The 26,141-nt window shown below is 55.2% G+C and carries 20 protein-coding genes; 14 read left to right on the top strand and 6 right to left on the bottom strand.

The features are described from left to right. Nucleotides 1-29: 29 nt before the first annotated feature. The 4 genes from O9K67_RS22660 to O9K67_RS22675 are packed head-to-tail and all read left to right on the top strand — an operon-like array spanning nucleotide 30 to nucleotide 3,600. Complete coding sequence (locus O9K67_RS22660; protein WP_061498649.1) at nucleotides 30-971, top strand: ABC transporter substrate-binding protein; 942 nt, start codon at nucleotides 30-32, stop codon at nucleotides 969-971. A 52-nt stretch (nucleotides 972-1,023) separates the two neighbouring features. After that, nucleotides 1,024-1,710, top strand: coding sequence for a D-lyxose/D-mannose isomerase (locus tag O9K67_RS22665; protein WP_061498652.1), 687 nt, complete (start codon nucleotides 1,024-1,026; stop codon nucleotides 1,708-1,710). A gap of 25 nt (nucleotides 1,711-1,735) precedes the next feature. After that, nucleotides 1,736-2,596: a ketose 1,6-bisphosphate aldolase gene (locus tag O9K67_RS22670; RefSeq protein ID WP_061498655.1), complete on the top strand. Its 861-nt coding sequence runs from the start codon at nucleotides 1,736-1,738 to the stop codon at nucleotides 2,594-2,596. Beyond that, nucleotides 2,593-3,600: a carbohydrate kinase family protein gene (locus tag O9K67_RS22675; protein WP_148654724.1), complete on the top strand. Its 1,008-nt coding sequence runs from the start codon at nucleotides 2,593-2,595 to the stop codon at nucleotides 3,598-3,600. The genes O9K67_RS22670 and O9K67_RS22675 overlap by 4 nt, the downstream gene beginning before the upstream one ends. A 21-nt stretch (nucleotides 3,601-3,621) precedes the next feature. Here O9K67_RS22675 and O9K67_RS22680 read toward each other — a convergent pair whose 3' ends face one another. After that, nucleotides 3,622-4,353, bottom strand: coding sequence for a response regulator (locus tag O9K67_RS22680; RefSeq protein WP_061498661.1), 732 nt, complete (start codon nucleotides 4,351-4,353; stop codon nucleotides 3,622-3,624). A gap of 256 nt (nucleotides 4,354-4,609) precedes the next feature. Between O9K67_RS22680 and fdhF the strand changes: the two genes are divergently transcribed. From fdhF to O9K67_RS22705, 5 genes are all read left to right on the top strand, one after another. Then, the gene (gene fdhF, locus O9K67_RS22685) at nucleotides 4,610-6,757 is read left to right on the top strand and encodes a formate dehydrogenase subunit alpha (protein ID WP_082794188.1); all 2,148 of its coding nucleotides are present in this window, start codon (nucleotides 4,610-4,612) and stop codon (nucleotides 6,755-6,757) included. A gap of 300 nt (nucleotides 6,758-7,057) precedes the next feature. After that, complete coding sequence (locus tag O9K67_RS22690) at nucleotides 7,058-8,251, top strand: MFS transporter (RefSeq protein WP_061498673.1); 1,194 nt, start codon at nucleotides 7,058-7,060, stop codon at nucleotides 8,249-8,251. A gap of 280 nt (nucleotides 8,252-8,531) precedes the next feature. Continuing rightward, entirely contained in the window at nucleotides 8,532-9,614 is a 1,083-nt protein-coding gene (gene bglB, locus O9K67_RS22695; protein ID WP_061498678.1) for a beta-galactosidase BglB, read from the top strand. 29 nt (nucleotides 9,615-9,643) lie between these two features. Beyond that, nucleotides 9,644-12,142, top strand: coding sequence for a hypothetical protein (locus tag O9K67_RS22700; RefSeq protein ID WP_408612828.1), 2,499 nt, complete (start codon nucleotides 9,644-9,646; stop codon nucleotides 12,140-12,142). Between the two features lie 53 nt (nucleotides 12,143-12,195). Next, complete coding sequence (locus tag O9K67_RS22705; RefSeq protein ID WP_082794189.1) at nucleotides 12,196-13,542, top strand: MFS transporter; 1,347 nt, start codon at nucleotides 12,196-12,198, stop codon at nucleotides 13,540-13,542. Nucleotides 13,543-13,575: 33 nt separating this feature from the next. On the opposite strand, the gene O9K67_RS22710 is transcribed toward O9K67_RS22705, so the two are convergent. Together O9K67_RS22710 and gltP are read right to left on the bottom strand one after the other, a co-directional pair. After that, a complete protein-coding gene (locus O9K67_RS22710) occupies nucleotides 13,576-14,619 on the bottom strand; it encodes a LacI family DNA-binding transcriptional regulator (protein ID WP_061498680.1) in 1,044 nt (347 codons plus the stop codon). A 157-nt stretch (nucleotides 14,620-14,776) separates the two neighbouring features. Continuing rightward, nucleotides 14,777-16,090, bottom strand: coding sequence for a glutamate/aspartate:proton symporter GltP (gltP, locus tag O9K67_RS22715; protein WP_061498683.1), 1,314 nt, complete (start codon nucleotides 16,088-16,090; stop codon nucleotides 14,777-14,779). 685 nt (nucleotides 16,091-16,775) lie between these two features. On the opposite strand from gltP, the gene acs reads away from it, so the two are divergent. From acs to O9K67_RS22735, 4 genes are all read left to right on the top strand, one after another. Further along, nucleotides 16,776-18,734: an acetate--CoA ligase gene (gene acs / locus O9K67_RS22720; protein WP_061498688.1), complete on the top strand. Its 1,959-nt coding sequence runs from the start codon at nucleotides 16,776-16,778 to the stop codon at nucleotides 18,732-18,734. Nucleotides 18,735-18,806: 72 nt separating this feature from the next. Further along, complete coding sequence (locus O9K67_RS22725; protein ID WP_061498690.1) at nucleotides 18,807-19,118, top strand: DUF485 domain-containing protein; 312 nt, start codon at nucleotides 18,807-18,809, stop codon at nucleotides 19,116-19,118. Further along, a complete protein-coding gene (gene actP, locus O9K67_RS22730) occupies nucleotides 19,115-20,764 on the top strand; it encodes a cation/acetate symporter ActP (RefSeq protein WP_061498693.1) in 1,650 nt (549 codons plus the stop codon). The genes O9K67_RS22725 and actP overlap by 4 nt, the downstream gene beginning before the upstream one ends. 150 nt (nucleotides 20,765-20,914) lie before the next feature. Further along, nucleotides 20,915-22,210, top strand: coding sequence for a Gfo/Idh/MocA family protein (locus O9K67_RS22735; RefSeq protein WP_061498695.1), 1,296 nt, complete (start codon nucleotides 20,915-20,917; stop codon nucleotides 22,208-22,210). 30 nt (nucleotides 22,211-22,240) lie between these two features. On the opposite strand, the gene O9K67_RS22740 is transcribed toward O9K67_RS22735, so the two are convergent. Together O9K67_RS22740 and O9K67_RS22745 are read right to left on the bottom strand one after the other, a co-directional pair. After that, a complete protein-coding gene (locus tag O9K67_RS22740; RefSeq protein WP_061498698.1) occupies nucleotides 22,241-22,930 on the bottom strand; it encodes an LrgB family protein in 690 nt (229 codons plus the stop codon). Continuing rightward, nucleotides 22,923-23,333, bottom strand: coding sequence for a CidA/LrgA family protein (locus tag O9K67_RS22745; RefSeq protein WP_061500235.1), 411 nt, complete (start codon nucleotides 23,331-23,333; stop codon nucleotides 22,923-22,925). The genes O9K67_RS22740 and O9K67_RS22745 overlap by 8 nt, the downstream gene beginning before the upstream one ends. Before the next feature lie 100 nt (nucleotides 23,334-23,433). On the opposite strand from O9K67_RS22745, the gene O9K67_RS22750 reads away from it, so the two are divergent. Continuing rightward, nucleotides 23,434-24,312: a LysR family transcriptional regulator gene (locus tag O9K67_RS22750; RefSeq protein ID WP_061498701.1), complete on the top strand. Its 879-nt coding sequence runs from the start codon at nucleotides 23,434-23,436 to the stop codon at nucleotides 24,310-24,312. An 83-nt stretch (nucleotides 24,313-24,395) separates the two neighbouring features. Here O9K67_RS22750 and O9K67_RS22755 read toward each other — a convergent pair whose 3' ends face one another. Beyond that, the gene (locus O9K67_RS22755) at nucleotides 24,396-26,042 is read right to left on the bottom strand and encodes a Na+/H+ antiporter (RefSeq protein ID WP_061498704.1); all 1,647 of its coding nucleotides are present in this window, start codon (nucleotides 26,040-26,042) and stop codon (nucleotides 24,396-24,398) included. Nucleotides 26,043-26,141 lie beyond the last annotated feature (99 nt).

The raw sequence follows: 26,141 nt of genomic DNA on the forward strand, positions 1-26,141 counted from the left end.
CCCTACAAAACAGAAGCGAGGATTACAGCATGCGTCTTAAACCTCTTGTCACTGCGCTCTGCGCTGGCGCTCTGCTGGCCAGTGCACCTTTTGCGCAGGCCAAAGATTTGAAATCCATCGGCGTCACGGTGGGCGATCTGGCGAACCCGTTCTTCGTGCAGATCACCAAAGGCGCGGAGCTGGAAGCACGCAAACTGGCGGGCGATAAAGTCAAAGTTACGCTGGTCTCCAGCGGTTACGATCTGGGCCAGCAGGTGGGACAGATTGATAACTTTATTGCCGCAAAAGTCGACATGATCATTCTCAATGCCGCCGATTCCAAAGGCATTGGCCCGGCGGTAAAACGCGCCAAAGATGCCGGTATTGTGGTGGTGGCGGTAGACGTTGCCGCAGAAGGCGCTGACGCGACGATCACCTCCGATAACACCCAGGCGGGCGAAATCGCCTGTAAATACATTACCGACCGCCTGAAAGGCAAAGGCAATGTGGTGATCATCAACGGACCGCCGGTTTCCGCGGTACAGAACCGTGTCGAAGGTTGCCAGACCGAGTTTAAACGCCACCCGGATATTAAGGTGCTGTCTGATAACCAAAACGCCAAAGGCAGCCGCGAAGGCGGGCTGGAGGTGATGACCTCACTGTTGGCTGCGAATCCGAAAATCGATGGCGTCTTCGCGATTAACGATCCGACGGCGATCGGCGCAGATCTGGCCGCGAAACAGGCGCAGCGTAACGAGTTCTTTATTGTCGGCGTCGATGGCAGCCCGGACGGTGAAGAGGCGCTGAAACGTAAAAATTCACTGTTTGTCGCCACCCCGGCGCAGGATCCGCAAGTGATGGCGGCCCGCGCGGTGGAAATTGGTTATGACATCTTGCAGGGCAAACCCGCACCCAAAGAACCGGTGCTGATCCCGGTGACCCTGATCGATAAACAGAATGTCGGCAGCTACAAAGGCTGGACGGTCAAATAAGGTACATCTCCCTCTCCTGCAAGGGAGAGGGAACGCCAACCCAGGGGATACCATGAAACGCTCTGCGATTAATGAAATTCTCGGTCATACGCGGCAGTTTTTCTCGATGCATGATGTGCACCTGCCGCCGTTCGCCAGTTTTCCACCGACCAAATGGCAACAACTAGACCGGGAAGCCTGGCGCGAAGTCTTCGATCTGAAACTGGGGTGGGACGTCACCGCCTTTGGTGGATCAAACTTCGCCGCTCAGGGTCTCACACTGTTTACCCTGCGCAACGGTTCGCCCAACGGCACACCGTATGAAAAGTGCTATGCAGAAAAGATCATGCATGTGCGCGACGCGCAGGTCACGCCGATGCATTTTCACTGGCGTAAACGTGAAGACATCATTAATCGCGGCGGCGGTAATTTAATTATTGAACTGTGGAACGCCGACGCGCACGAACAAACAGACATGCGCGACGTTACCGTGGTCATTGATGGCTGCATTCAGACTCACGCAGCAGGCAGCCAGTTGCGCCTCTCACCAGGGGAAAGCATCACACTGGCACCAGGGCTGTATCACAGCTTCTGGGGCGAACCGGGCTTCGGCGATGTGCTGGTTGGCGAAGTGTCGTCAGTGAATGATGACGAGCATGACAACCGCTTTCTGCAACAGTTTGATCGTTTCAATCACGTGCTGGAAGACGAACCGGCACAGCTGGTGCTGTGCAACGAATACCACCTGTTTCTGAGCTAACTATCCGGTGTAGAAGGAGGCCATTATGCCGATGATTTCTCTTGCCGACGGGCTGGCGCACGCCCGCAAGCATCACTACGCCTTAGGTGCGTTCAACGTGCTCGACTCCCACTTCCTGCGCGCCCTGTTCGCCGCAGCAAAGCAAGAGCGCTCGCCATTTATTATCAATATTGCCGAAGTGCATTTTAAATATATCTCGCTGGATTCGCTGGTTGAGGCCGTGAAGTTTGAAGCCGCTCACCATGACATTCCGGTGGTGCTGAACCTCGATCATGGTCTGCATTTTGAGTCGGTCGTGCGCGCTTTGCGTCTCGGTTTTAGCTCAGTGATGTTCGATGGCTCCACGCTGGAGTATGAAGAGAATATTCGTCAGACCCGGGAAGTGGTGAAAATGTGCCACGCCGTCGGCGTTTCGGTCGAGGCAGAGCTGGGCGCGGTAGGCGGTGATGAAGGCGGCGCGCTCTATGGTCACGCCGATGAAGCGTACTTTACCGATCCTCAACTGGCACGGGACTTTGTGGATCGCACCGGTATCGATACGCTGGCTGTGGCTATCGGCAACGCCCACGGCAAATACAAAGGTGAGCCGAAACTCGATTTTGAACGCCTGGATGCGATTCGCCAACAGACCGGACTGCCGCTGGTGCTGCATGGGGGGTCCGGCATCAGCGATGCGGATTTCCGGCGCGCCATTTCGCTCGGCATCCACAAAATCAATTTTTACACTGGTATGTCGCAGGCGGCACTGGGCGCCATTGAGCGGCAGATGGCGAACCGCCAGCCGCTGTACGACGAGTTTGCGCAACTGCTGCTGGGTATCGAAGAAGCGATAACCGATACCGTTGCCGGGCAGATGCGTATCTTTGGCAGCGCGGGGCAAATCTGATGGACCGTAAAGGGGTTATCGCAGCGGGCAATATGCTCGTCGATCATGTTCACCAAATTGTGCAATGGCCAGAGCGCGGCTGGTTGGCGGAGATCACCCACAGCGAGCGGTCGACCGGCGGCGCACCACTTAATGTACTACTGACCCTGGCGAAAATGCACACCGGCATGCCATTGCAGGCGGTGGGGCTGGTGGGTGAAGACAGCGACGGCGACTATATTATGGCGATGCTTGAGCAGTACCATGTCAACCGTCAGCACGTGCAACGCACCCACGCCGCGCCGACCTCCATGTCACAAGTGATGACCGATCCCACCGGGCAGCGCACCTTTTTCCATTCACCAGGGGCTAATCGCCTGTTGGATCTGCCTGCTTTCGAGCGCCTTGATAGCAGCATGAAAATCTTCCATCTCGGCTATTTACTGCTGCTCGACAGCCTGGATATGCCGGACGAGACATTTGGCACTCGCAGCGCGCGGCTGCTGGCGCAAATGCGTGAACAGGGTTACGAAACGTCGCTGGATTTGGTATCCCGCAAGGGCGATCCCCGCTACCAGCCACTGGTGCTGCCGTGCCTGAAGCATCTCGATTACCTGGTGATTAACGAACTGGAAGCCGGAGAATTCAGCGGTCTGGAGATGCGTACCGCAGACGACGGGCCGCATATCGATAATATTTCCTGCGCGGCGGCAAAACTGCTGGCAGCAGGGGTGAAACAACGGGTGGTGATCCACTGCCCGGAAGGCGCGTGGGGCGAGGCTGCCGGACAGGCTGGCGAGTGGATCCCTTCGCGCATGTTAAGTCAGGCGGAAATTATCGGCAGCGTTGGTGCTGGAGATGCGTTCTGCGCCGGGTTTTTATATGGCTGCCATGAAGCATGGTCGTTGCAGGCCAGCGTCCGTCTGGCGCACGCCTGCGCCCGCGCCAGTCTGCTGTGCGCCAACGCGATTGATGGCGCAAAAACGCTGGAGGCGTTGCAACAGGAGATGGATCTTTCGGCATAACGCCAGGCGCGAATGAAGGAGCTACGCTGCCTGATGGTTATGGGAAACATCCGCCGCAAACACGTAGCCCAGGCCGCGCAAGGTTTTGATAAAACCGGGTTGGTGAGGATTTGCTTCGATTTTGCGTCGCAGCCGCATAATCAGTACGTCGATGGTACGGTCAAAGACCTCCACGCTTTCGCTGTGGGTTAATGTCAACAGCTGTTCGCGGCTCAACACACGGCGCGCGTTCTGCACCAGCGCCAGCAACAAACTGTATTCGCCCTGCGTCAGGGCAACCCGCTGCTGCTGCGGGTTCAACAGTTCGCAGCGTTCAGGATCGAGATGCCAGCCGTTAAAAAGGAATCCGGCGGATTTCGCCGCAGGCGTTTCGGCGGCCAGTACGCCAGTGCGGCGCAGCACTGCTTTAACCCTCGCGACCAGTACGCGTGCATTAAACGGCTTGCCAATGTAATCGTCTGCGCCCATCTCCAGCCCGACCACGACATCCGACTCGCTGCCTAAACCGGTAAGCATCACAACCGGCAGGTCGGGCCGCTGTTTTTGCAACTGCTGCAATACGCGCAACCCGTTGAGATCCGGCAGCACCATATCCAGCAGTACCAGCGCGATATCCGATTTTTCGCCAACCAGCGCCAGCGCATCCAGCCCGTTATGACAGACATAGACCGTAAAGACATGCTCGTTAAGCACATCCTCCAGCAGTGCGCACACCGCCGTATCATCATCCACCACCAAAATCGCAGGTTTCATCAGTTGCGTCCGCAGGCTTCGTTGGGCTAAGTGTGATCCATTCTGTTGGTAGCCAGAGATAAATGCAGTGAATAAATGCCGTTTTTTTAATCACGGTCACATCCCCTCGCCTTTCGACACGTCACTTTTGACGATGAGCTGCGTTTCGTCAGTATTTTGACCAAAAATCCACCGTAATATCAGGCAATACCCCCAATAACGCTATGGCATAGAAGATGCATAGTGGGGGGCGACAATGTTAACTGGAGCGAAAGTGATGAAAAAAGTCGTCACGGTTTGCCCGTATTGCGCCTCGGGATGCAAAATCCATCTGGTGGTCGATAACGGCAAAATCGTTCGGGCGGAGGCAGCACAGGGGAAGACCAATCAGGGCGCCCTCTGTCTGAAGGGCTATTACGGTTGGGATTTCATTAACGATACCCAAATCCTGACGCCTCGTCTGAAAACCCCGATGATCCGCCGCCAGCGTGGCGGCAAACTGGAGTCTGTATCCTGGGATGAGGCCCTCGATTATGTCGCCGGGCGCTTAAAAGCGATCAAAGAGAAGTACGGTCCGGATGCCATCCAGACTACCGGCTCTTCCCGCGGTACGGGTAATGAAACCAACTACATAATGCAAAAATTCGCGCGCGCCGTTATTGGAACCAATAACGTCGACTGCTGCGCTCGTGTCTGACACGGCCCCTCGGTTGCAGGTCTGCACCAATCGGTCGGTAATGGCGCGATGAGTAATGCCATTAATGAAATAGATAACACGGACTTAGTGTTTATCTTTGGTTACAACCCAGCGGATTCTCACCCCATCGTCGCCAATCATATTATTCGGGCGAAACAGAATGGGGCGAAAATCATCGTCTGCGATCCGCGTAAAATTGAAACCGCGCGCATTGCCGATATGCACGTCGCATTGAAAAACGGGTCGAATATCGCCCTGCTTAACGCAATGGGGCATGTGATTATCGAAGAAAACCTGTACGACCAGGCGTTCGTCGCCAACCGTACAGAGGGGTTTGAAGAGTACCGGAAGATTGTCGAAGGCTACACCCCGGAATCCGTTGAGGATATTACCGGTGTGAGCGCGCAGGAGATCCGCCAGGCCGCCCGCATGTACGCTGGCGCGAAAACGGCGGCGATTCTGTGGGGGATGGGCGTCACTCAGTTCTATCAGGGCGTTGAAACCGTGCGTTCACTGACCAGCCTCGCCATGTTGACGGGGAATCTGGGGAAAGCCCACGTTGGGGTTAACCCGGTGCGTGGTCAGAATAACGTTCAGGGTGCCTGTGACATGGGTGCGCTGCCGGATACGTTCCCTGGCTATCAGTATGTGAAAGAGGATGCGCACCGCGAGAAATTCGCTAAAGCCTGGGGTGTGGAGAGTCTGCCTGCGCATACCGGTTATCGCATCAGCGAGTTGCCGCATCGCGTGGAACATGGCGAAGTCCGCGCTGCTTACATTATGGGCGAAGATCCTCTGCAAACGGATGCCGAACTGTCAGCCGTGCGCAAGGCGTTTGAAGGGCTCGAACTGGTGATTGTGCAGGACATTTTCATGACCAAAACCGCCTCAGCGGCGGACGTCATTCTGCCGTCCACGTCGTGGGGCGAGCATGAAGGTGTCTACACCGCAGCGGATCGCGGCTTCCAGCGCTTCTTTAAAGCGGTCGAACCGAAGTGGGATCTGAAAACGGACTGGCAAATCATCAGTGAGATCGCTACCCGTATGGGTTACCCGATGCATTACAACAACACGCAGGAAATCTGGGACGAATTGCGTCATCTGTGCCCGGACTTCTACGGCGCTACCTACGAAAAAATGGGTGAGCTGGGCTACATTCAGTGGCCGTGTCGCGATACATCGGATGCCGATCAGGGTACGTCTTATCTGTTTAAAGAGAAGTTCGATACCCCGAACGGGCTGGCGAAGTTCTTCACCTGCGACTGGGTTGCGCCGAAGGATAAACTGACGGAAGAGTATCCGATGGTGCTGTCTACCGTACGTGAAGTAGGCCACTACTCCTGCCGCTCCATGACCGGTAACTGTGCCGCGCTGGCCGCGCTGGCGGATGAACCGGGCTATGCGCAAATCAACACTGCCGATGCCGCAAGGTTAGGCATTGAAGATGAAGCGCTGGTGTGGGTGAACTCGCGCAAAGGGCGGATCATCACCCGTGCGCAGGTCAGTGAGCGTCCGAACAAGGGTGCTGTGTACATGACCTATCAGTGGTGGATTGGGGCCTGTAACGAGCTGGTGACGGAAAACCTCAGCCCGATTACCAAAACGCCTGAGTACAAATACTGCGCCGTGCGTGTGGAGCCGATCGCCGATCAGCGCGCCGCTGAGCAGTATGTGATTGATGAATACAATAAGTTAAAAACCCGCCTGCGTGAAAGCGCTCTGGGTTAATAACCGAACGTAATCATCTAATTAAAGCGGAGTGATTAATTCACTCCGCTTTTTATTTATTTCAGTACAGATACGAAGCGAATTAATTATTCTGGATCGCGATGACATATAAAGAGGAATGACGCCTTTCTTTTTCGACGTGTGAAATTATGATGCCAGGCAGGGGAACGGGCACGCCAGATGGGTTGATACTTCCCTCTTCAATGATTGTCGCCGCGAGCAACAGTGTCATCCGGGATGTGAGTGCAGCGACGCCTTCGCTCGTGTAATGTCGTGGACAGGATCCTCCGGAGTATCGCCTTGAAATTAGCAGAAACAGAGCTGCCGGTAAGTCAGCAGAATAAGAACATCATACGTCTGGCAACGGCGCAGGCGCTGGCCGGGGCGAATTCAGTGGTCTTTTACGCCACCGGGGCAATTGTCGGCAACACCATTGCCCCGAGCAGCACACTGGCCACACTGCCGGTTACGGTCTTTGTGCTGGGTATGGCGGCGTGCATTCTGCCGTTTGGCGCACTTGCCCGCCGCCACGGCAGGCGGGCTGCATTTATGACAGGTACGGCGCTGGGAGTGCTGACCGGGTTGACAGCTGCGCTGGCGGTCGTGCTGGGCACATTTACGCTCTTTTGTCTGGCGGCGTTTATGGGGGGTGCTTACGCCGCCGTGGCCTTGTCGTTCCGTTTCGCGGCCACAGATGGCGTGGGGAAAGAGCGACGCGCCAGAGCGTTGTCACTGGTGATGGGAGGCGGCGTAGCGGCAGGCGTGCTCGGGCCAATGCTGGTCACCGCCACGCTGGATCTTTGGCCTGCTCATACCTTTGCCGTCACCTTTCTCGCCCAGGCGGCGGTGGCAGCCCTCTCCGCGCTGGTGCTGATGGGCGTCACATCACCGCCTCCCACGCCGGAAGCCGCCAGCGGTGGGCGGCCACTGTCTGACATTGTCCGCCAGCCGGGTTTTGCGCGCACTGTCTTCGGCGGCGCGATTTCATATATGGTGATGAATTTCCTCATGACCGCCGCCCCTCTGTCGATGCATATGCACGGCATTTCGCTACAGGCCTCCAATCTCGGTTTGCAATGGCATGTGATCGCCATGTACGGCCCGGGGTTCTTTACCGGTAAGCTGATTAACCGCTTCGGCGCGAATCAGGTTGGCGCTGCGGGGTTGCTGATCACCGCCCTGTCGGTGGCGGCGGGTCTGTCGGGAACCGGGGTGGTGCACTACTGGGTTTCGCTTATTCTGCTGGGGTTGGGCTGGAACTTCGGCTTCACCGGCGCATCGGCAAAAATCATCGACTTCCACCGCCCCGAAGAGAAAAACCGGGTGCAATCGCTGAATGATTTTATTGTTTTCGGCGTGATGATCGTCGGCTCCTTTTCCTCCGGCGCACTGCTGAATGCGTTTGGCTGGAACGCTGTACTCTGGGGCTCACTGGTGCCCGTGGGTGTGGCATTTCTGGCGATTATTCACAAAGGGGTGAGAGGAGTACGTTAAAAAGGGTCACCTGGCCGCGCAGAGGGTAAAACCCACTGCGCTTTTTTTATGCACGCTCATGTCATTACCACCTGCAACGCAAACTTTTTGCGTCCTCACTTGAAAATTGAAACATTATTTCAATAACACATTGTTTTCACATACTTTCCTGTCTGGCCGCATAAAAAACAAGGATCGATTAGCTCACAGAATAAAAACGCAAAAAATTTTCGTATTGCGCATTAAAAAATCAAAGTGATTTAATCAGGTCATGACGTGTTTTTTAATGACAGGAAATAAAATGAAATCAGCTTCTCTTGAGAATCAGTTAGCGTTATTACTACGAGGATTTACCACCCTGAAAGATGAAGGTAAATTCAATGAACCAAATCTTGATGGAACACGCGGCGACTATATTTCCTTTTCCAGTTGGGAGTGGCCTCAGGGGGTCGGCTTATTTGGTCTGGTAAGACTGTGGGAATTTACCCGACAGGACGACATCTATAATATCATTGATCGCTGGTTTCAGGAAAATATTGAAAAAGGGCTCCCTTCATTAAATATTAATACCACTGCCCCCATGTTGCCGCTGTCGTTATTCTGGTCGCACAATCAAAACCCGGAATACCAACGCGTGTTGGATGCCTGGGCCGACCGTGTGATGAACGAACTGCCGCGTACACCGGAACAGGGTTTCCAGCACGTGGTGTCAGACGGTATCAACGAGAAGGAAATCTGGGACGATACCCTGTTTATGGTGGTGTTGTTTCTGGGTCATTACGGCACCGTTTCTGGACGTCAGGACCTGGTTGATGAAGCCGTTCGCCAGTTCCTGCTGCACGCCCGCTACCTTAACGATCCGCAAACAGGATTATGGTTCCACGGCTGGAGTTTCGCCGAAAAAAGCAATTTTGCCCGTGCCCGCTGGGCCCGAGGCAATGCGTGGATCACCGTTGGCATCCTGGAGTTTATTGAACTGACTGACATCAGCGGTGGCGTGCGCGACTACTTGTTGGAGTGTCTGAAAGCGCAGGTCAATGCGCTGCTTGCGCTGCAAGCAGAGAGCGGTGCGTGGCATACCCTGCTGGATCATCCGGACAGCTATGAAGAAATTTCGGCCACCGCCGGATTCGGTTATGGCCTCTTAAAAGGCGCCCGGCTGGGCATTGGCGATGCACGCTGGAAAGACGCCGGATTAAAGGCGCTGGCATCCGTACAACAGAATATCGATAGCCACGGCACGGTAAACAATGTGTCCTACGGCACACGTATGGGACGCACTTTGCAATTTTATAAAGATATACCGCTACAACCGACAGGTTATGGTCAGGCGCTGGCCATTTTATGTTTAAGCGAAGGCATCCGCCTGTCAGAAAATAAATAAAAAAACACCTCTGCTATCTGGAGTAAATAATGACCATGCTTCAACACAGACATTATTGTTATTTCCCTTTACCGAATAATAATGCTATTCGCTACTGGCAATTATCAGCAATTTCTTCGCAGTGTTACGACGTCGCCGACGCGCCAATGCAAGGAGAAATGGACCCGTTCTTCTTTTTAAGCAAGCATAAAAATTTCATTCCTCATACGTATCCATGTCGTACGGAATTCCGTCAACAGTTTGCCGGGATAAAGCCCGTACCCTTTGGCGATGTACGGATGACGAAATGGTGGTTTCCCTTCGGTTCAGATCGCGTCGATCTCTCCGGTTTCTGGTTTCGTCCAACCCGTGTCGGTGCGCAGGCAGCAACCCACCTGGTTGCCGAACAGGACGGCGACTATACCTTTCGTCTGACTACCTGTGGTGCGGCCATTGTCACGGTTAACGGTGAAGAGGTCGCATGGAAAGCCGACTATCAGCGCAACCTGGAAAGTCAGTTTGAATTTACCGTGCCATTACAGGCCGGGCTCAACGACATTGCCGTCTGGTTTGATGACCTGGCGGAGCGCGATATCCGCTTCTTCTTTCAGTTAGATTTCCTGCACGGCGCGCCATTACACGTGGCGCTGGCCACGCCGGTTGTCGACACCCTTGCCCTGCAAATGGAACACTTGCTGGAAGGTATGTCGTTCGAGCACTCCACCTATACGGCTGGCACCATTCGCTTATGCTTCCCCACCGTCGCGCCGGAAACATTGCAGCTCCATGTGCGCATCGTCGGCGATTTTATCTCCCTTGATCAACCTGTCGACATTGCGCTAACGCTGGAAAAAGGTGAGAAGGTAGTCGACATTGCCCCGAGCGAGTCCCTCCCGGCGGATTTCCGTAATTTTATCATTACCTTAGAAAAGGATGACTTTCGCATTACCCGCACACTGGGTGTCGAGATTTGCCACGCGCAGCAACAGCGCCAGGTTCCGGCAACACTCGATGCGCGTATTGATGAAGCGCTGCACTATGTCGCGACACAGGGGGAATACAGCAGTGTAAAAGCCCTGGCACGGCTGGCCTGTAACCTGAACGACACACAGACACATGCCATGCTGGAAGGGGTACTGCCCTCGGTGGAAGCATGCCACGATTGCGCCGACTTCACGCTAGTGCCGCTGCTGTGGTGCCGTATTGTCTGGGGTGAGCAGATTGCCGAAGCGACGCGTACTAAAATCGATCATGCCATCCTCAACTTTCGCTACTGGATGGATGAACCCGGTAATGATGTGCAGTGGTACTTCTCGGAAAACCATGCGCTGCTGTTCCATACCGCCGCTTACCTCGCGGGCAGTTACTTCCCGCAAGCGACCTTTGTCCGCTCCGGACGTACCGGTCGCGATCAGGCCGATGTCGGGCGCACGCGCGTGCTGGCATGGCTCGATCATTTTGAGCAGTGCGAAATGGCGGAATGGAACTCCGCGCCCTACTTCCCCATTGATTTAAAAGGTCTGAGCGCACTGGCGGCGCTGGCCGAAGACCCAGAGATTGCTACGCGTAGCCAGCGGGCTATTGCCCGTCTGCTGGAACAAATAGCCCGTTCTGCCCACCAGGGAATCCTTACCGCCTCTCAGGGGCGTTCATACGAATACACTTTACGCGCCGGACGCTCGCTGGAGCTTTCCGCCATCGCCCGTTTGCTGTGGGGAAAAGGGAACTACGGCTGCCGTTTCCATGCGTTACCCCAGCTCGCGCTACTGATGCGCCAGCAAAAAATTACCTTACCAGCCGCGTTAGCCGAGGTCGCGGTCTGGCAAGGCGATAACGCACTGGAGTGGCATTTTGCTCAGGGTGCTAACCGCATTGCCCGGCTCTATCACTACAAAACCCGCCACGTCGCCATGGGCTCCATTGCCGGGTATCGCTGGGGAGAGTGGGGTTACCAGGAGACGCCAGTGCATATGCGCATTGGTGATATTCCGGAAGCACAGTTGTGGATTAACCATCCTGGCGAAACGCTACACGGTGGCTTTGGCCGCCCCTCTTACTGGGGAGGCTGCGGTACCCTGCCGCGCGTACAGCAGTATCGCGGGCTGGCGGTGGTCTCCTTTCGCACCCATCCGGGGCAACCCGACTTCACGCATGCCTGGCTTGCGCAAAGCGCATTCAGCGAGGTACGTATCGCTGGCGATCGCATTCTGTTGCGCGGTGGCGAAGGCATGGTGCAACTCAGCGGCAATGTGCCGTTCGGGATCGCCACACATGGGCCAACGCGCCATTGCGAGGTCCGCCTGACAGGGCGCGAAACCTGCTGGTTAATTCGACTGAATGACGACCCACACATCACGTCGCTGGACGCCTTTGAGCGCGACGTTGCCGGTCTGGCGGTAGAAGAACAGGCGGATGGCGTGCTGCTGGTGCGCGATCCGCAATACGGAGAGGTGTTCTTCCACGCCGACGGCAGAGTACAGGCGCAAGGCCGGGTGCTGGACCCCAAAACCTGGACCGTTGCAGGCGAAAGCCGCGAACTTCCTCTGTAGTCCCCTGTCGCTTAATGACCCGGCCAGAGGCTGTCCGGGTCTGGAGAGATCCTATGGAAACACAGATTGATAAGCAGGCCAGCGTAGCTGGCAAACCACAACAAGACGTTAACCCAAATGCTATCCATAACCCGGCACGCGCGGTCGCGAAGCCAAAGCGCAATTACCGCTGGCTGGTTTGTTCCATGCTGGTGTTTGCCACCACCGTCAACTATATGGATCGGCAAATTTTGGGCTTGCTGGCCCCCATGCTGCAAAAAGACATTGGCTGGACGCAAATCGAATACAGCTGGCTGGTCAATGCCTTCACCATTGCCTATGGCGTCGGTACGCTGGTTTGCGGGCGTATTATCGACAAGCTGGGCACACGTATCAGCTATGCCATTGCGATGGTGGTCTGGAGCGCTGCGGCCATGCTGCATGCTGTGGTGGGTACCGTGGTGGGATTTATGGTGGTGCGGGTGATCCTCGGTTTGGGGGAGTCGGCTAACTTTCCGGCGGCAATGAAAGTCATCTCTGACTGGCACCCGAAAAAGGAGCGCACACTCGCCACCGGCATTCTTGGCGTAGCGGTGAATATCGGCGTGGTGATTTCGCCAGCGCTCATTCCTTTTATTGCACTGCACTATGGCTGGCATGGCGCATTTCTTATCCTCGGCGGCGTTGGGTTTCTCTGGTTGATCCCGTGGTTCCTTGCTTTTGGCAAAGCCAGCGACAAAGCCGATGCCGAAGAGTTGGCGTGGATCCGGCAGGACAAAGAAGAAGTTGTGAACGTGTCGGCCATTAAATGGACGCACTTACTCAAATACCGGCAGCTCTGGGCGTTCGCGCTGGGCAAAATGCTGACGGACCCAATCTGGTGGTTTTTCCTGTTCTGGCTGCCGAAATGGCTCAACGAGTCGCGCGGCATCCAAATGGAAGGTCTGGGTCTGCCGCTGATTGTTATCTATCTGTTCGCCATTGTCGGTAGCCTCGGCGCCGGGTGGTTGCCCGGTAAGCTGATGAGTATCGGCTTCAGCGCCGCCAAAGCGCGGAAAACCACCATGCTGATTTGTGCCTGCCTGGTGATCCCAATCTTTGCCGCAACGCAGGTTGAAAGCCTGTGGGCAGCCGTCGCTATCGTCGGATTAGCCGCCGCCGCGCACCAGGGCTGGTCGGCCAATATACTGACCTCTGTTTCAGATTTGTTCCCCAATGCGGCGGTCGGTTCCGTGGTCGGCATTGGTAGCACCTTCGGCATGATCGGCAGCGTTATCTTCTCTACGGTGATTGGCGCAGTGCTTGAGGCATCCGGAAACTACTGGGCACTGTTCGCCATCAGTTCGGTCGCTTACCTGGTGGCATGGGGTGTGATGTATTTGTTGTTAGTACCAAAAATGGAACGTGCGAAGTTTGACTGATGTACCGCCCGGCAGGTACGCCTGCCGGGTGATTTATGGTGCGACCGAAACCGACTGACGCTCCACCATTGAACAAGCCAGCTCAATACGGCGCGGGATCTCAAGGGTTCCCGCAATCATGTCCTGCAACAACTCAAGCGCCAGCGTTCCCATTTCCTGTACTGGCAGGTGCACGGTGGTGAGTGCCGGTGAGGCAAATTCCGCTTGCGGCAGATCGTTCATTCCGACCACAGAGATATCCTCCGGCACGCGAATACCCAATTTGTCCAGCCCCGCTATTGCCCCCAGCGCCAACGAATCATTGGCGCACAAGATGGCGGTATGCGGGTGTGAATGCTGAGCAAACCACGCCATCACCGCCTGTTCAGCGAGTTCCGGCAACCAGTCAGTGACGCTCAAAATATCCACACTTTCGCAGGATAATTGCGCACAGCGCATCGCTTCGCGCCAGCCCTCTTCTCGCTGTTCAATAGTGCGCCGCCCGGGATGCGTCAGAAACAGGATATGGCGGTGACCACGGGCGATCAGGTAGTCGCAGGCCATGCGGGTCGCCGAACGGTTACAGGGCAAAACGCTGGACAGGCGCATCAGGGGATCTTCGCTATTGACCAGTACCGCTGGTTTTTTCAGGTTAGCCATCGCATTGAGAAAAACCGGATCATCGACGGTCAACGCCAGCACACCGCCAATGTCGGGTTCGTTTAGCAGCGCTTGCATCGCATCGTCATCTTCCCCACTCAGCGCGTGTGTCGTCAGTTCCACGCCGATCACTTTCGCTCGCTCTTTTAACCCTTGCAGAACATACCAACTGAACTGATAGCGACTGTAATCAAGCATCGCCACCTGTGACACCGCCAGGACGATGCGCGTGCCCCCCATCTCTTGTGCCGGCGCGTAACGCATCGCACGGGCCACGTCCTGAATGCGGGTACGGAGCGCCTGGCTCACGCCCTTTTCCCCGGATAACGCGCGGGAAACGGTGCTCAGCGAGGTGCCACAACGCGTGGCGATATCTTCCAGCCGGACGCGACGATACGCCGCATCGCTGTTTTCCTCATCGGGTTTACGCGTGGTCATTTCAGCGTTAATCCTTCTGGTGAATATATCGAACCAGCATGGCATTAAGATAAGCGGTGTCAATCAGTTAGGTATACGGAAGAGAAGAAATGAGAGGCGTAACGGAATAACAGAAAACCCCTTTTCGTGCGGATGCACCAAAAGGGGTTCAGTAAGCTTACTGATCGGCGGTTTTGTCGAATTTACCCAGCACTTCGCGCTCATACGCCAGCGCTTTTTTGCGGTCAAATTTGTGTTCCCACTTCGCAATCACCAGTACCGCCAGCGCGTTGCCCACCACATTCAGCGCGGTACGGCCCATATCGAGGATACGGTCAACACCGGCGATGAACGCCAGGCCTTCCAGCGGAATACCGACGCTGCCCAGCGTTGCCAGCAACACCACGAACGAGACACCCGGTACGCCAGCAATGCCTTTTGAGGTTACCATTAATGTCAGTACAAGAATAATCTCCTGCCCGAGCGACAGATCAATGCCGTACAACTGGGCAATAAAGATCGCGGCAATACTCTGATACAGCGTGGAACCATCGAGGTTGAAGGAGTAACCGGTCGGCACCACAAAGCTGGTGATTGATGCCGGTGCGCCATAGGCTTCCATTTTCTCGATAATGCGCGGCAGCACGCTTTCCGAACTGGCAGTGGAGTACGCCAGAATCAGCTCTTCTTTGAGGATACGAATCAGAATCCAAATGCTCAGCCCGCAGATTCTCGCCACAATACCCAACACCACCAAGGCAAAGAACAGAATGGCGAAATAGACGAGGATCACCAGCTTCGCCAGCGGCCACAGCGAGGCAAAACCGAAATTCGCCACCGTCACTGAGATCAACGCAAACACACCTACCGGCGCGTAGCGCATGACCATGTGGGTCACTTTGAACATGGTTTCAGAGATTGAGCGGAACACCGTCACCAACGGTTCACGGTGCGATGCTGGCAGAGAAGAGAGCCCCAGACCAAACAGTACCGAGAAGAAGATAACCGGCAGCATATCGCCTTTTGCCATTGACGCGATGATATTGGTCGGCACCAACGATAAGATCGTCCCCATCAGGCCGTGGGCGTGACTTTGCACTTCCGCGGTGGTGCTTTGGTATTTCGAAATATCCACCGTCGCCAGCTGCGACATATCGATACCCGCACCCGGCTGGAACACATTCGCCAGCGTGATGCCAAGAACAATAGCAACCGTAGTGATCACTTCGAAATAGATGATGGTTTTCGCGCCGATACGCCCGAGCTGTTTCGCATCACCGACACCGGCAATCCCGACAACAAGCGTGGAGATAACAATCGGCACCACAATCATTTTGATCAAATGGATAAAGATATCGCCTGCCGGAGACAGGAGATTGGCAATCAGCCATTCACGGCTGTCGCTTTGGTAATGCAGATAACTACCCAGAAGAATCCCCAGCACCAGGGCCAGCAAAATCTGCCAGGCCAGGCTGACTTTCATGTTTTTCATAACTACAGACATCCTCAATGAAGCACCATTCCATGCTCAGGAACGACACATACTGAAAGGGTATGATTAGCGTCGCACGGTATTGCGGGGTTTTTTAATGCGCATTATCAGTACCATTTGCGGGGTGTAACGCGCAACCCTATACCGGGAGGGGGTTTGACTGAATTTTTATCTAAAAACCGTCTTTTATTTTAGTTACGTTAAATAAGTTTTTGTTATAAAAAAATTTTTAGCCAGCCCAATTCCAATATTTACGTTTGGAAATTATTAGCGCGTATTTGTTCATTTGCGTATTTTTTAGGCAGGAAAAATGCCGTGCTGACAATTTATTGCGGGAAGCGTGCCTGCGATTGTTCAGTAGAAAAGTGAATAGTTGACACAAAAAATAATAAACACCCTATCTATCAGGCGATAAATTTTCAGAGACTTATCTTCACATACCGCCAGGCCACCCTACCAGGGTAATCGAATTGTCACTTTTCATAACCTGCTGTTATGAATCTATTTTATCCCCGCGCCGCTTTTTTTTGCTTCCAATGCACGCTAGTGCATTTATTTTGCTGCTTTTTCATACCATACAATTAATGCGTGATCTGTCGCGCAAATAATAAACAAAACGGGTAAGGGCTCTTCAATTAACTTTTACGTGACATATTATTAACATCCTACAAGGAGAGCAAATGCCATGAGCCAAATACATAAACACGATATTCCCGCAAATATTGCGGAACGTTGCCTGATTAATCCGGAGCAGTATGAGGCCAAATATCAGCAATCCGTAACAGACCCTGACGCTTTCTGGGGCGAACAAGGCAAGATCCTCGACTGGATCACGCCTTATACGAAGGTGAAAAACACCTCCTTCGCCCCTGGCAATGTTTCCATCAAATGGTATGAAGACGGCACGCTAAACCTTGCCGCCAATTGCCTGGACCGACACCTCGCTGAACGCGGCGACCAGGCAGCGATTATTTGGGAAGGGGATGACGCAAGCCAGAGCAAAACCCTTACCTATCGCGAGTTGCACCGCGACGTATGCCGTTTTGCTAACGTGCTGGTCGATCTCGGCATTAAAAAAGGCGATGTGGTGGCGATTTATATGCCCATGGTGCCGGAAGCCGCCGTCGCTATGCTCGCCTGCGCACGCATTGGCGCTGTGCATTCGGTTATTTTCGGCGGTTTCTCGCCGGAAGCCGTTGCCGGGCGCATTATCGACTCCAGTTCACGTCTGGTAATCACCGCCGATGAGGGCGTCCGTGCCGGACGTACTATCCCGCTGAAGAAAAACGTCGACGACGCGCTGAAAAACCCGCACGTGAATAGCGTTGAACATGTGGTGGTGTTGAAACGTACCGGTGGCAACACGGAGTGGCATGAAGGCCGCGACCTGTGGTGGCACGATCTGACCGCTAACGCCAGCGACCAACATCAGGCTGTCGCCGTCGGCGCAGAAGATCCCCTGTTTATCCTCTATACATCAGGCTCGACCGGCAAACCGAAAGGGGTTCTGCATACGACCGGCGGTTATCTGGTGTATGCCGCATCAACTTTTAAATATGTCTTCGACTACCACCAGGGCGATGTTTACTGGTGCACCGCCGATGTCGGTTGGGTCACCGGTCATAGCTACCTGTTGTACGGTCCGCTGGCCTGCGGCGCAATTACGCTGATGTTTGAAGGGGTGCCAAACTGGCCGACCCCGGCACGAATGAGCCAGGTGGTCGACAAACATAAGGTGAACATTCTTTATACCGCGCCAACGGCGATCCGTGCACTGATGGCTGAAGGCGATAAAGCGATTGAAGGCACCGACCGTTCGTCACTGCGTATTTTAGGCTCCGTGGGCGAGCCCATTAACCCGGAAGCCTGGGAGTGGTACTGGTCCAAAATCGGCAATGGCAAATGCCCGGTCATGGATACCTGGTGGCAGACCGAAACCGGCGGCTTTATGATCACCCCGCTGCCGGGCGCAACCCAACTGAAAGCCGGTTCCGCCACCCGCCCGTTCTTCGGCGTTCAGCCTGCGCTGGTCGATAACGAAGGCAACACGCTGGATGGCGCAACAGAAGGCAACCTGGTGATCACCGATTCATGGCCGGGCCAGGCCCGTACCCTGTTTGGCGATCACGAACGCTTTGAACAAACCTATTTCTCGACCTTTAAGAACCGCTACTTCAGTGGCGACGGTGCCCGTCGTGATGAAGATGGCTACTACTGGATCACCGGACGCGTGGATGACGTGCTCAACGTCTCCGGTCACCGTCTGGGCACGGCGGAAATTGAGTCGGCCTTAGTGTCGCACCCGAAAATCGCCGAAGCCGCCGTGGTGGGCATTCCGCACAACATCAAAGGCCAGGCCATTTACGCCTATGTCACCTTAAATCATGGCGAAGAGCCTTCGCCAGAGCTGTACACCGAAGTGCGCAACTGGGTGCGTAAAGAGATTGGCCCACTGGCAACGCCGGATGTCCTGCACTGGACCGACTCGCTGCCGAAAACCCGCTCCGGCAAAATTATGCGCCGTATTCTGCGCAAAATTGCCGCAGGCGATACCAGTAATCTGGGTGATACCTCGACGCTCGCCGATCCGGGTGTCGTGGAGAAACTGCTCGAAGAGAAGCAGGCAATCACCATGCCATCGTAATTCCCCTACAGCCCTCCCCTTCGGGGGAGGGTACAAAAAAACGCCTCGACCTTACCTCTGGAGAATTCTGTGATGAATAATATTTATCAACAGATTGAAAACAGTGCGCATTTCAGGGAGTTAGTGGAAAAACGGCAACGGTTTGCCTTCATCCTTTCCATCATCATGCTGATTATTTATGTCGGCTTTATCGTGTTGATTGCCTTTGCACCACAGTGGCTCGGTACGCCGCTGCATGAAGGCACCAGCGTAACGCGTGGTATTCCGATTGGCATTGGTGTGATCCTGATTTCGTTTGTGCTGACCGGCGTGTACGTCTGGCGGGCAAACGGTGAGTTTGATCGTCTGACAAAAGCGGTGATGAACGAGGTAAAAGCATCATGAAGAGAGTCCTGACGGCGCTTGCCGCCACACTGCCTTTCACAGCCAACGCCGCCGATGCCATTACCGGTGCAGTACAACGCCAGCCCACCAACTGGCAGGCGATCATCATGTTTGTGGTGTTTGTGGCGTTAACACTGTGCATCACCTACTGGGCGTCTAAACGCACCCGCACACGTAGCGACTACTACACCGCTGGCGGCAATATCACTGGCCTGCAAAACGGGCTGGCCATTGCCGGTGACTACATGTCGGCGGCCTCTTTTCTTGGGATCTCCGCACTGGTTTACACCTCCGGTTACGACGGTCTGATCTACTCGCTCGGCTTTCTTGTCGGCTGGCCGATCATCCTGTTCCTGATTGCCGAACGCTTGCGTAACCTCGGGCGCTATACCTTTGCCGATGTTGCCTCGTATCGTCTTAAACAAGGTCCGATCCGCTCACTCTCCGCCTGCGGTTCGCTGGTGGTGGTGGCGCTCTATCTTATTGCGCAGATGGTCGGCGCCGGTAAATTGATTGAACTGCTGTTCGGCCTGAACTACCACGTTGCGGTCGTACTGGTGGGTGTGTTGATGGTGATGTATGTGCTGTTCGGCGGCATGCTGGCTACCACCTGGGTACAAATCATCAAAGCGGTATTGCTGCTGTTCGGTGCCAGCTTTATGGCCTTTATGGTGATGAAGCATGTGGGCTTTAGTTTTAATAACCTGTTTAGCGAAGCCATGTCCGTGCACCCAAAAGGCAGCGCGATCATGAGTCCTGGCGGGCTGGTTAAAGATCCTGTCTCGGCCCTCTCTCTCGGGCTGGGGTTGATGTTCGGCACTGCGGGTTTACCGCATATCCTGATGCGTTTCTTCACCGTCAGCGACGCGCGTGAAGCCCGTAAGAGCGTCTTCTACGCCACCGGATTTATGGGATACTTCTATATCCTGACCTTTATCATCGGCTTTGGTGCCATCATGCTGGTGGGCGCAAACCCGGCGTTTAAAGATGCGGCGGGCGCGCTGATTGGCGGCAACAATATGGCGGCAGTGCATCTCGCTAATGCGGTCGGTGGCAGCCTGTTCCTCGGTTTTATCTCCGCTGTCGCCTTCGCCACCATTCTTGCGGTGGTGGCCGGGCTGACGCTGGCGGGTGCATCTGCGGTTTCTCACGATCTCTACGCCAACGTATTCCGTAAAGGTGCAACGGAGCGTCAGGAACTGAAGGTCTCGAAAATCACCGTGCTGGTGCTTGGCGTGGTGGCTATCCTGCTGGGGATCCTGTTTGAAAACCAGAACATCGCCTTTATGGTCGGACTGGCCTTCTCGATTGCCGCCAGTTGCAACTTCCCGATCATTCTGCTTTCCATGTACTGGTCGAAACTGACCACTCGTGGCGCAATGGTTGGCGGCTGGCTTGGCCTGTTAACCGCCGTGATCCTGATGGTGCTTGGCCCAACTATCTGGGTGAAGATCCTCGGTCATGCTACCGCTGTCTTCCCGTATGAGTACCCGGCGCTGTTCTCCATTGCGATTGCGTTTATCGGCATCTGGATCTTCTCCATCACCGATAACTCCGAAGAGGGTAACCGCGAGCGCGAACTGTTCCGCGCGCAGTTTATCCGTTCGCAGACCGGTATTGGTATCGAACAAGGCCGCGCACATTAATGCTCTACCCCGGCCAGTAATGGCCGGGGATCACATTTTCCCCACCTGCCAGTACCCCTCTTCCGCCATCGCGCTACAGTAAAAAATCCAACCTGAAACAACGTTTTAATACATCAACACGTTAATTCATTTATGACTTGCGAGGATGCGATGAAAAAATATGCGCTGGTAGGTACTGGCGGGCGCGCCGGATTATATATCTCCGCCATTGGTGGTCAGTGGAAAGAGAATGCCCGCATGGTAGCGTTTTGCGACAGCAACCAGACACGGATGGAGTACGCCAATCAGCTGTTAAAAAACGAAGGCGCTGCACCGGTTTCTACCTGGAAAGCCGCGCAGTTTGAAACGATGATTGCGGAAACCCGGCCGGACATCATTATCGTCACCACCCTGGACCGTACCCATGATGACTATATCGTGCGGGCGCTGCATGCCGGCTGCGATGTGATCACCGAAAAGCCGATGACCATTGATGAACAGCGCGCACTACGCATTCTGGATGCCATTGAACAGACCGGGCATACCGTGCGCGTGGCGTTTAACTATCGCTATGCGCCGCACCACAGCAAAGTGCGCGAGTTGCTGATGAACAACACCATCGGCGAGGTCTACTCGGTGCATTTCGAGTGGCTGCTGAATACCGAACATGGCGCGGACTATTTTCGCCGCTGGCATCGGGAAAAACGCAACAGCGGCGGATTGCTGGTGCACAAATCGACCCATCATTTTGATTTGATGAACTTCTGGCTCGACAGCTATCCCCTTCGGGTTTATGCCGAAGGCGGGCTGCGCTTTTACGGTAAAGAGAACGCGGAAAAACGCGGCATCAGCCACTTTTACCCACGCGCCCATGGTTATGCTGCTGCGAAAAACGATCCCTTTGCCCTGCACATGGATGAGAATCCACAACTGAAAGCGCTGTACCTGGATGCGGAGCATGAAGACCACTACTGGCGCGATCAGAGCGTCTTCAGCGATGGCATCACCATTGAAGATACGCTGTCGGTACTGGTGAAATACCAGAACCAGTGCCAGTTGAGCTATTCACTGAACACTTACCTGCCGTGGGAAGGGCTCAACGTGGTTTTTAACGGCAGTCAGGGGCGGCTGGAGATGAAAATCGTCGAAAAATCTTACGTTAACGCCGGAGGCGAGCGCGCCAATGAGGGCAGCCTTGAATCCTGTGACATTACCGTCTTCCCGATGTTCGCCGCACCGTGGAAAGCAGACTTTATCCTCGGCGAGGGGGGACATGGCGGCGGCGATAATGCCATGCTGGCGGACCTGTTTGGCGAACCGGGTCATGATCCCTTAAAACGCGCCGCCGATCACCGCGCGGGCGCCATGTCGATCCTGACCGGCATCGCCGGGAATATCGCCATGCAGCAACAGCGCCCGGTTAATTTTAACGAGTTTGAACTGGTCGCCCGCCTGAAAAAACAGTAACCCCTGCGCCCCGTCAGCGCTGGCGGGGCATTAAAACATCACCCATGCCACCAGCGGAGCACTCAGCACCATCACCACACCAGAGAGCATCATTACCAGGCTGGCAACGACGCCCTCCTGCGGCCCCAACTCATACGATCGCGCCGTGCCCGCACCGTGGGAAGCCGCGCCAAAGCCTGCACCTTTTGCCATCCCTTCGCGGATCGACAAACGCAGAAACAGCATATCGCCCACCGCCATGCCGAACACGCCCGTCACCACAACAAACAGCGCCACCAAATCAGGCTGCCCTCCAAGGGGTTTCGCGGCAGCAAGCGCAAACGGCGTGGTAACCGAACGGACCGCCAGGCTACGCTGGATCGCATCCGGCAATGTGAATAAGCGCGCCAGCCAGACCGAACTGGTGACCGCCACCACGGTAGCGGTGATCACCCCCGCGGACAGCGACATCCAGTGGCGGCGAATGATCGCCAGGTTTTCATACACCGGGACGGCAAAAGCGATGGTCGCCGGTCCCAGAAACCATATCAGCCAGTGCGACTCGCCCATATAGCTTTGGTACGAGATATGCCCAAACACCAGCAGCAACACTAACAGCACAGGCGTGCAGACCAGCGGCATTAAGGGCAAGGTGTGGAAACGCCGGTAAATACGCTTATTGAGAAAATAGCACCCCAGCGTCAATAACAGGCACAGTACGCTTAATGAGAACTCACTCATTTTTTAGCCTACTCACTTCAAAGCGATAGACCTTATCCACTACCCAGGCCGTCGCGCCAAGCACCAGTAACGTACTCAGGCCAATGACGGCAAAAATACGCCAACCGTCCACCATCAACAATTGCGCATAATTCACCACTGCGACCACGGCAGGCACAAAAAACAGCAACATTTCCGCCAGTAGCCAGCGCGCCCCCTCCCGTACCCAATTCAGCGGGATCACCCGGCACACGATTAAGCCCAGCATAAGCAGCATGCCCACCAGGTTGGCAGGTAACGGCAGATGCAACCACTGGACAAGGTATTCAGCAACGATGAACAGCCCGGCGTACAGTACGACCTGAACCGGGACCTGAAGACGACGCACAAGGGCAGGCGTAACACGTCTTAACGCCACGTCCATATTGATTTCCCATGAAATATGCAGGCGCTCAGTATAGAGAGCCGCCAGGCGTGACAGAAATGAATTAAAATCATCGCGGGCATAGTTGAAAGGAATAGTTATGGACATCCGAACGCTGCGTTATTTTGTGGAGGTGGTTCGCCAGCAAAGCTTCACTCGCGCGGCGGAACGTCTTTTTGTCACCCAACCAACCATCAGCAAAATGCTGAAGAATCTGGAAGATGAACTGGATTGCACGCTGATCATCCGCGATGGCCGCAAACTTCTGCTTACCGATACCGGGCGAGTGGTGTTTGAGCGCGGCGTGGCGATCCTGGCGGAATTTCGTCAACTGGAAGCCGAACTCAATGACATTAACCATCTGAATAAAGGCGTGTTACGCCTTGGCATTCCGCCGATGGTCGGTATGTTGATGGCCGGACCGATCAGCCTGTTTCGCCAGCGCTACCCTGGCGTAGAGCTTAAAATCTCTGAATTTGGCGGTTTGGTGGTGCAACAAGCGGTGGTCAGCGGCGATCTGGATCTGGCCATGACGGCGCTGCCAATAGAAGAAGAGAGCGGTCTGTCGACGCTGCCGCTGTTCAGCCACCCAATGTGTGTGCTGGTGCCGCGCTCCGGAGAGTGGGTTGAACGCGAGGTGGTCACACCGGAAGAGCTGGGAGAGCACCCTTTGCTGATTTATAACGAAGATTTCGCCCTCAGCCGCCAGTTAATGCAGTTGTTCAATCAGCACGGCGTGAAGCCGCGCATTGCGGTGCGCAGCGGCCAGTGGGATTTCCTTGCGGCCATGGTGCAGGCCGGTGTGGGTATTGCGATATTGCCGGAGCCGATATGCCAGCGGTTAGATAAGCAGACGCTGCGCTGGCTGCCGTTACAGAGCGATTTACACTGGCAACTGGGGATGATTTGGCGCGAAGGGGTTTACCTTTCACGTAGTGCTCAGGCGTGGCTGGAGTGCTGCAAAGGGTTCTGGCTCTAACCGCCGGACGGTGTGACGCGGAGTAAACCGACAAACCTGTCTGAGTTTGTCGGCTGCGCAACGTCGCCATCCGGCACGTTTTTTTACTTATGCTCCAGCAACAACGCTTCCAGCAGGTCGAGATCGTGCAGCAATTTTTGCAGCGTCTCGTTGCTGATCTGACGGGTAGCGCGCAAATGGTAAAGCTCGGCGCGTTCAGAGCGTAGCGCCGCCAGGCGAAAACGGCGCTCCAGGTTTTCTTCCTGTAGCGAGCTTTCCACGTTGTTACGCCCATCAGCACGTCGCCGCAGATTACCAATCACCCGCGAACTGACTTCAGTCAGCAGTTGATCATCGATATTCTCTTCGGTATCCGCGGCCAGGCGTTCCTCCATTTTCTGGATCGCCACAATCGCCACATCGGCCGTGGCGGCCCGCGCCATCCGCTCCTCTTTATGCTGCTGCGCGTGATCGCGCACCTCAATATGCTGCAACAGCGACGGCAGCGCGATCACACCGACAAACAGCGAGAACAGGATCACCCCGGCGGCCAGGAACACCAGCTCATATCGCGCCGGGAAGACATCGCCGCTGGGCAGCAACAGCGGAATAGAGAGCACACCCGCAAGGGTGATCGCCCCGCGCACCCCGGCAAAGGTGGCAATCAATAATTCGCGATCGCTCCAGGAGGCAAACTCCATCGGTTTTTTGGAAAGGAAACGGCGGCTGAATCTTTTCATCGTCCACAACCAGCCAAAACGCACCAGCATTAACGCGGCGTAAATCAGCACGATATCGGTGAACAGCATCCAGGTTTCAACATTCGGGTCGGCTTCCGCCGCCACCAGAGAAGACTCCAGGATACCCGGTAATTGCAGCCCCAACAGCAGAAACACCATGCCGTTAAAAACGAACTCCAGCATCGCCCAGGTGCTGTTTGCACGCAGACGCATCGCCAGCGGCGCGGTACGCATCACGCCGGAACGGGTGATGGTCATCCCGGCCGCCACCGCCGCGAGGATGCCGGAAACGCCGATATGCTCGGCAATCAGATACGAGGCGAACGGTAGCAGAAATAGCAGGACGATTTGCGTCGCGGGCTCATCGCCGCCCCAGCGGCTGAGAAAGCGCAGCGAACGGCCATACAGCCAGCTTACGACAAAGCCCGCCAGCAAGCCGCCTATCGCCACTTTCATAAACTCAACCGTTGCGCCGCCCACGGTAAAGACCATGGTTCCCATCGCCACGGCGACGGCGAATTTCAGTGACACCAGGCCAGAGGCGTCATTCATTAACGCCTCGCCCTGCAAAATCCCCATGATTTTCTTAGGAATGCGCCCTTCGCCGACGATGCCGGAAAGCGCCACCGCATCGGTTGGCGACAGTACCGCCGCCAGCGCAAAAGCAGGCACCAGCGGGATCCCCGGCACCACCCAGTAAATTAAGAAGCCGATACCTACCACGGTGACCAGTACCAGCGCCAGCGCCAGACCGAAGATTTCACGACCATGTTCGAGAAACTCACGCGTGGGGGTTTTCCAGCCATCGGCGAACAGCAGCGGCGGGATAAACAGTACCAGGAACAGTTCCGGGTCAAACTCCACATGCAGGCCAAAGGTGGGAAAAGCCAGCAGTGCGCCAATGGCGATTTGCATCAGCGGTAGCGGGATTTGAAACGGCAGAACACGGGTGACGACACCCGAAAGCGAAACCACAAGGGTCATGATGAGAATGGTAAAGAATATTTCCATGCGTTCCCTGTTTGCGATGTGTTGTTATAAAGGCCTCAGACCTTGATGCCAGAACATCCAGCTTAACGCAAAGAAACCGGGCTGTGGGCAAAAAAAATG

It is taken from the genome of Kosakonia oryzendophytica (assembly GCF_027886705.1).
GTDB classification, from domain to species: Bacteria; Pseudomonadota; Gammaproteobacteria; order Enterobacterales; family Enterobacteriaceae; genus Kosakonia; species Kosakonia oryzendophytica.

What these genes read in the sequence shown, in the direction of transcription:
- O9K67_RS22740 (WP_061498698.1), bottom strand. Translation starts at nt 22,930, where the DNA reads ATGAGTGAGTTCTCATTAAGCGTACTGTGCCTGTTATTGACGCTGGGG.
- O9K67_RS22725 (WP_061498690.1), top strand. Translation starts at nt 18,807, where the DNA reads ATGAATAATATTTATCAACAGATTGAAAACAGTGCGCATTTCAGGGAG.
- actP (WP_061498693.1), top strand. Translation starts at nt 19,115, where the DNA reads ATGAAGAGAGTCCTGACGGCGCTTGCCGCCACACTGCCTTTCACAGCC.
- O9K67_RS22735 (WP_061498695.1), top strand. Translation starts at nt 20,915, where the DNA reads ATGAAAAAATATGCGCTGGTAGGTACTGGCGGGCGCGCCGGATTATAT.
- bglB (WP_061498678.1), top strand. Translation starts at nt 8,532, where the DNA reads ATGAAATCAGCTTCTCTTGAGAATCAGTTAGCGTTATTACTACGAGGA.
- O9K67_RS22665 (WP_061498652.1), top strand. Translation starts at nt 1,024, where the DNA reads ATGAAACGCTCTGCGATTAATGAAATTCTCGGTCATACGCGGCAGTTT.
- O9K67_RS22710 (WP_061498680.1), bottom strand. Translation starts at nt 14,619, where the DNA reads ATGACCACGCGTAAACCCGATGAGGAAAACAGCGATGCGGCGTATCGT.
- O9K67_RS22700 (WP_408612828.1), top strand. Translation starts at nt 9,644, where the DNA reads ATGACCATGCTTCAACACAGACATTATTGTTATTTCCCTTTACCGAAT.
- gltP (WP_061498683.1), bottom strand. Translation starts at nt 16,090, where the DNA reads ATGAAAAACATGAAAGTCAGCCTGGCCTGGCAGATTTTGCTGGCCCTG.
- O9K67_RS22705 (WP_082794189.1), top strand. Translation starts at nt 12,196, where the DNA reads ATGGAAACACAGATTGATAAGCAGGCCAGCGTAGCTGGCAAACCACAA.
- O9K67_RS22750 (WP_061498701.1), top strand. Translation starts at nt 23,434, where the DNA reads ATGGACATCCGAACGCTGCGTTATTTTGTGGAGGTGGTTCGCCAGCAA.
- O9K67_RS22755 (WP_061498704.1), bottom strand. Translation starts at nt 26,042, where the DNA reads ATGGAAATATTCTTTACCATTCTCATCATGACCCTTGTGGTTTCGCTT.
- O9K67_RS22680 (WP_061498661.1), bottom strand. Translation starts at nt 4,353, where the DNA reads ATGAAACCTGCGATTTTGGTGGTGGATGATGATACGGCGGTGTGCGCA.
- O9K67_RS22745 (WP_061500235.1), bottom strand. Translation starts at nt 23,333, where the DNA reads ATGGACGTGGCGTTAAGACGTGTTACGCCTGCCCTTGTGCGTCGTCTT.
- O9K67_RS22670 (WP_061498655.1), top strand. Translation starts at nt 1,736, where the DNA reads ATGCCGATGATTTCTCTTGCCGACGGGCTGGCGCACGCCCGCAAGCAT.
- O9K67_RS22660 (WP_061498649.1), top strand. Translation starts at nt 30, where the DNA reads ATGCGTCTTAAACCTCTTGTCACTGCGCTCTGCGCTGGCGCTCTGCTG.
- acs (WP_061498688.1), top strand. Translation starts at nt 16,776, where the DNA reads ATGAGCCAAATACATAAACACGATATTCCCGCAAATATTGCGGAACGT.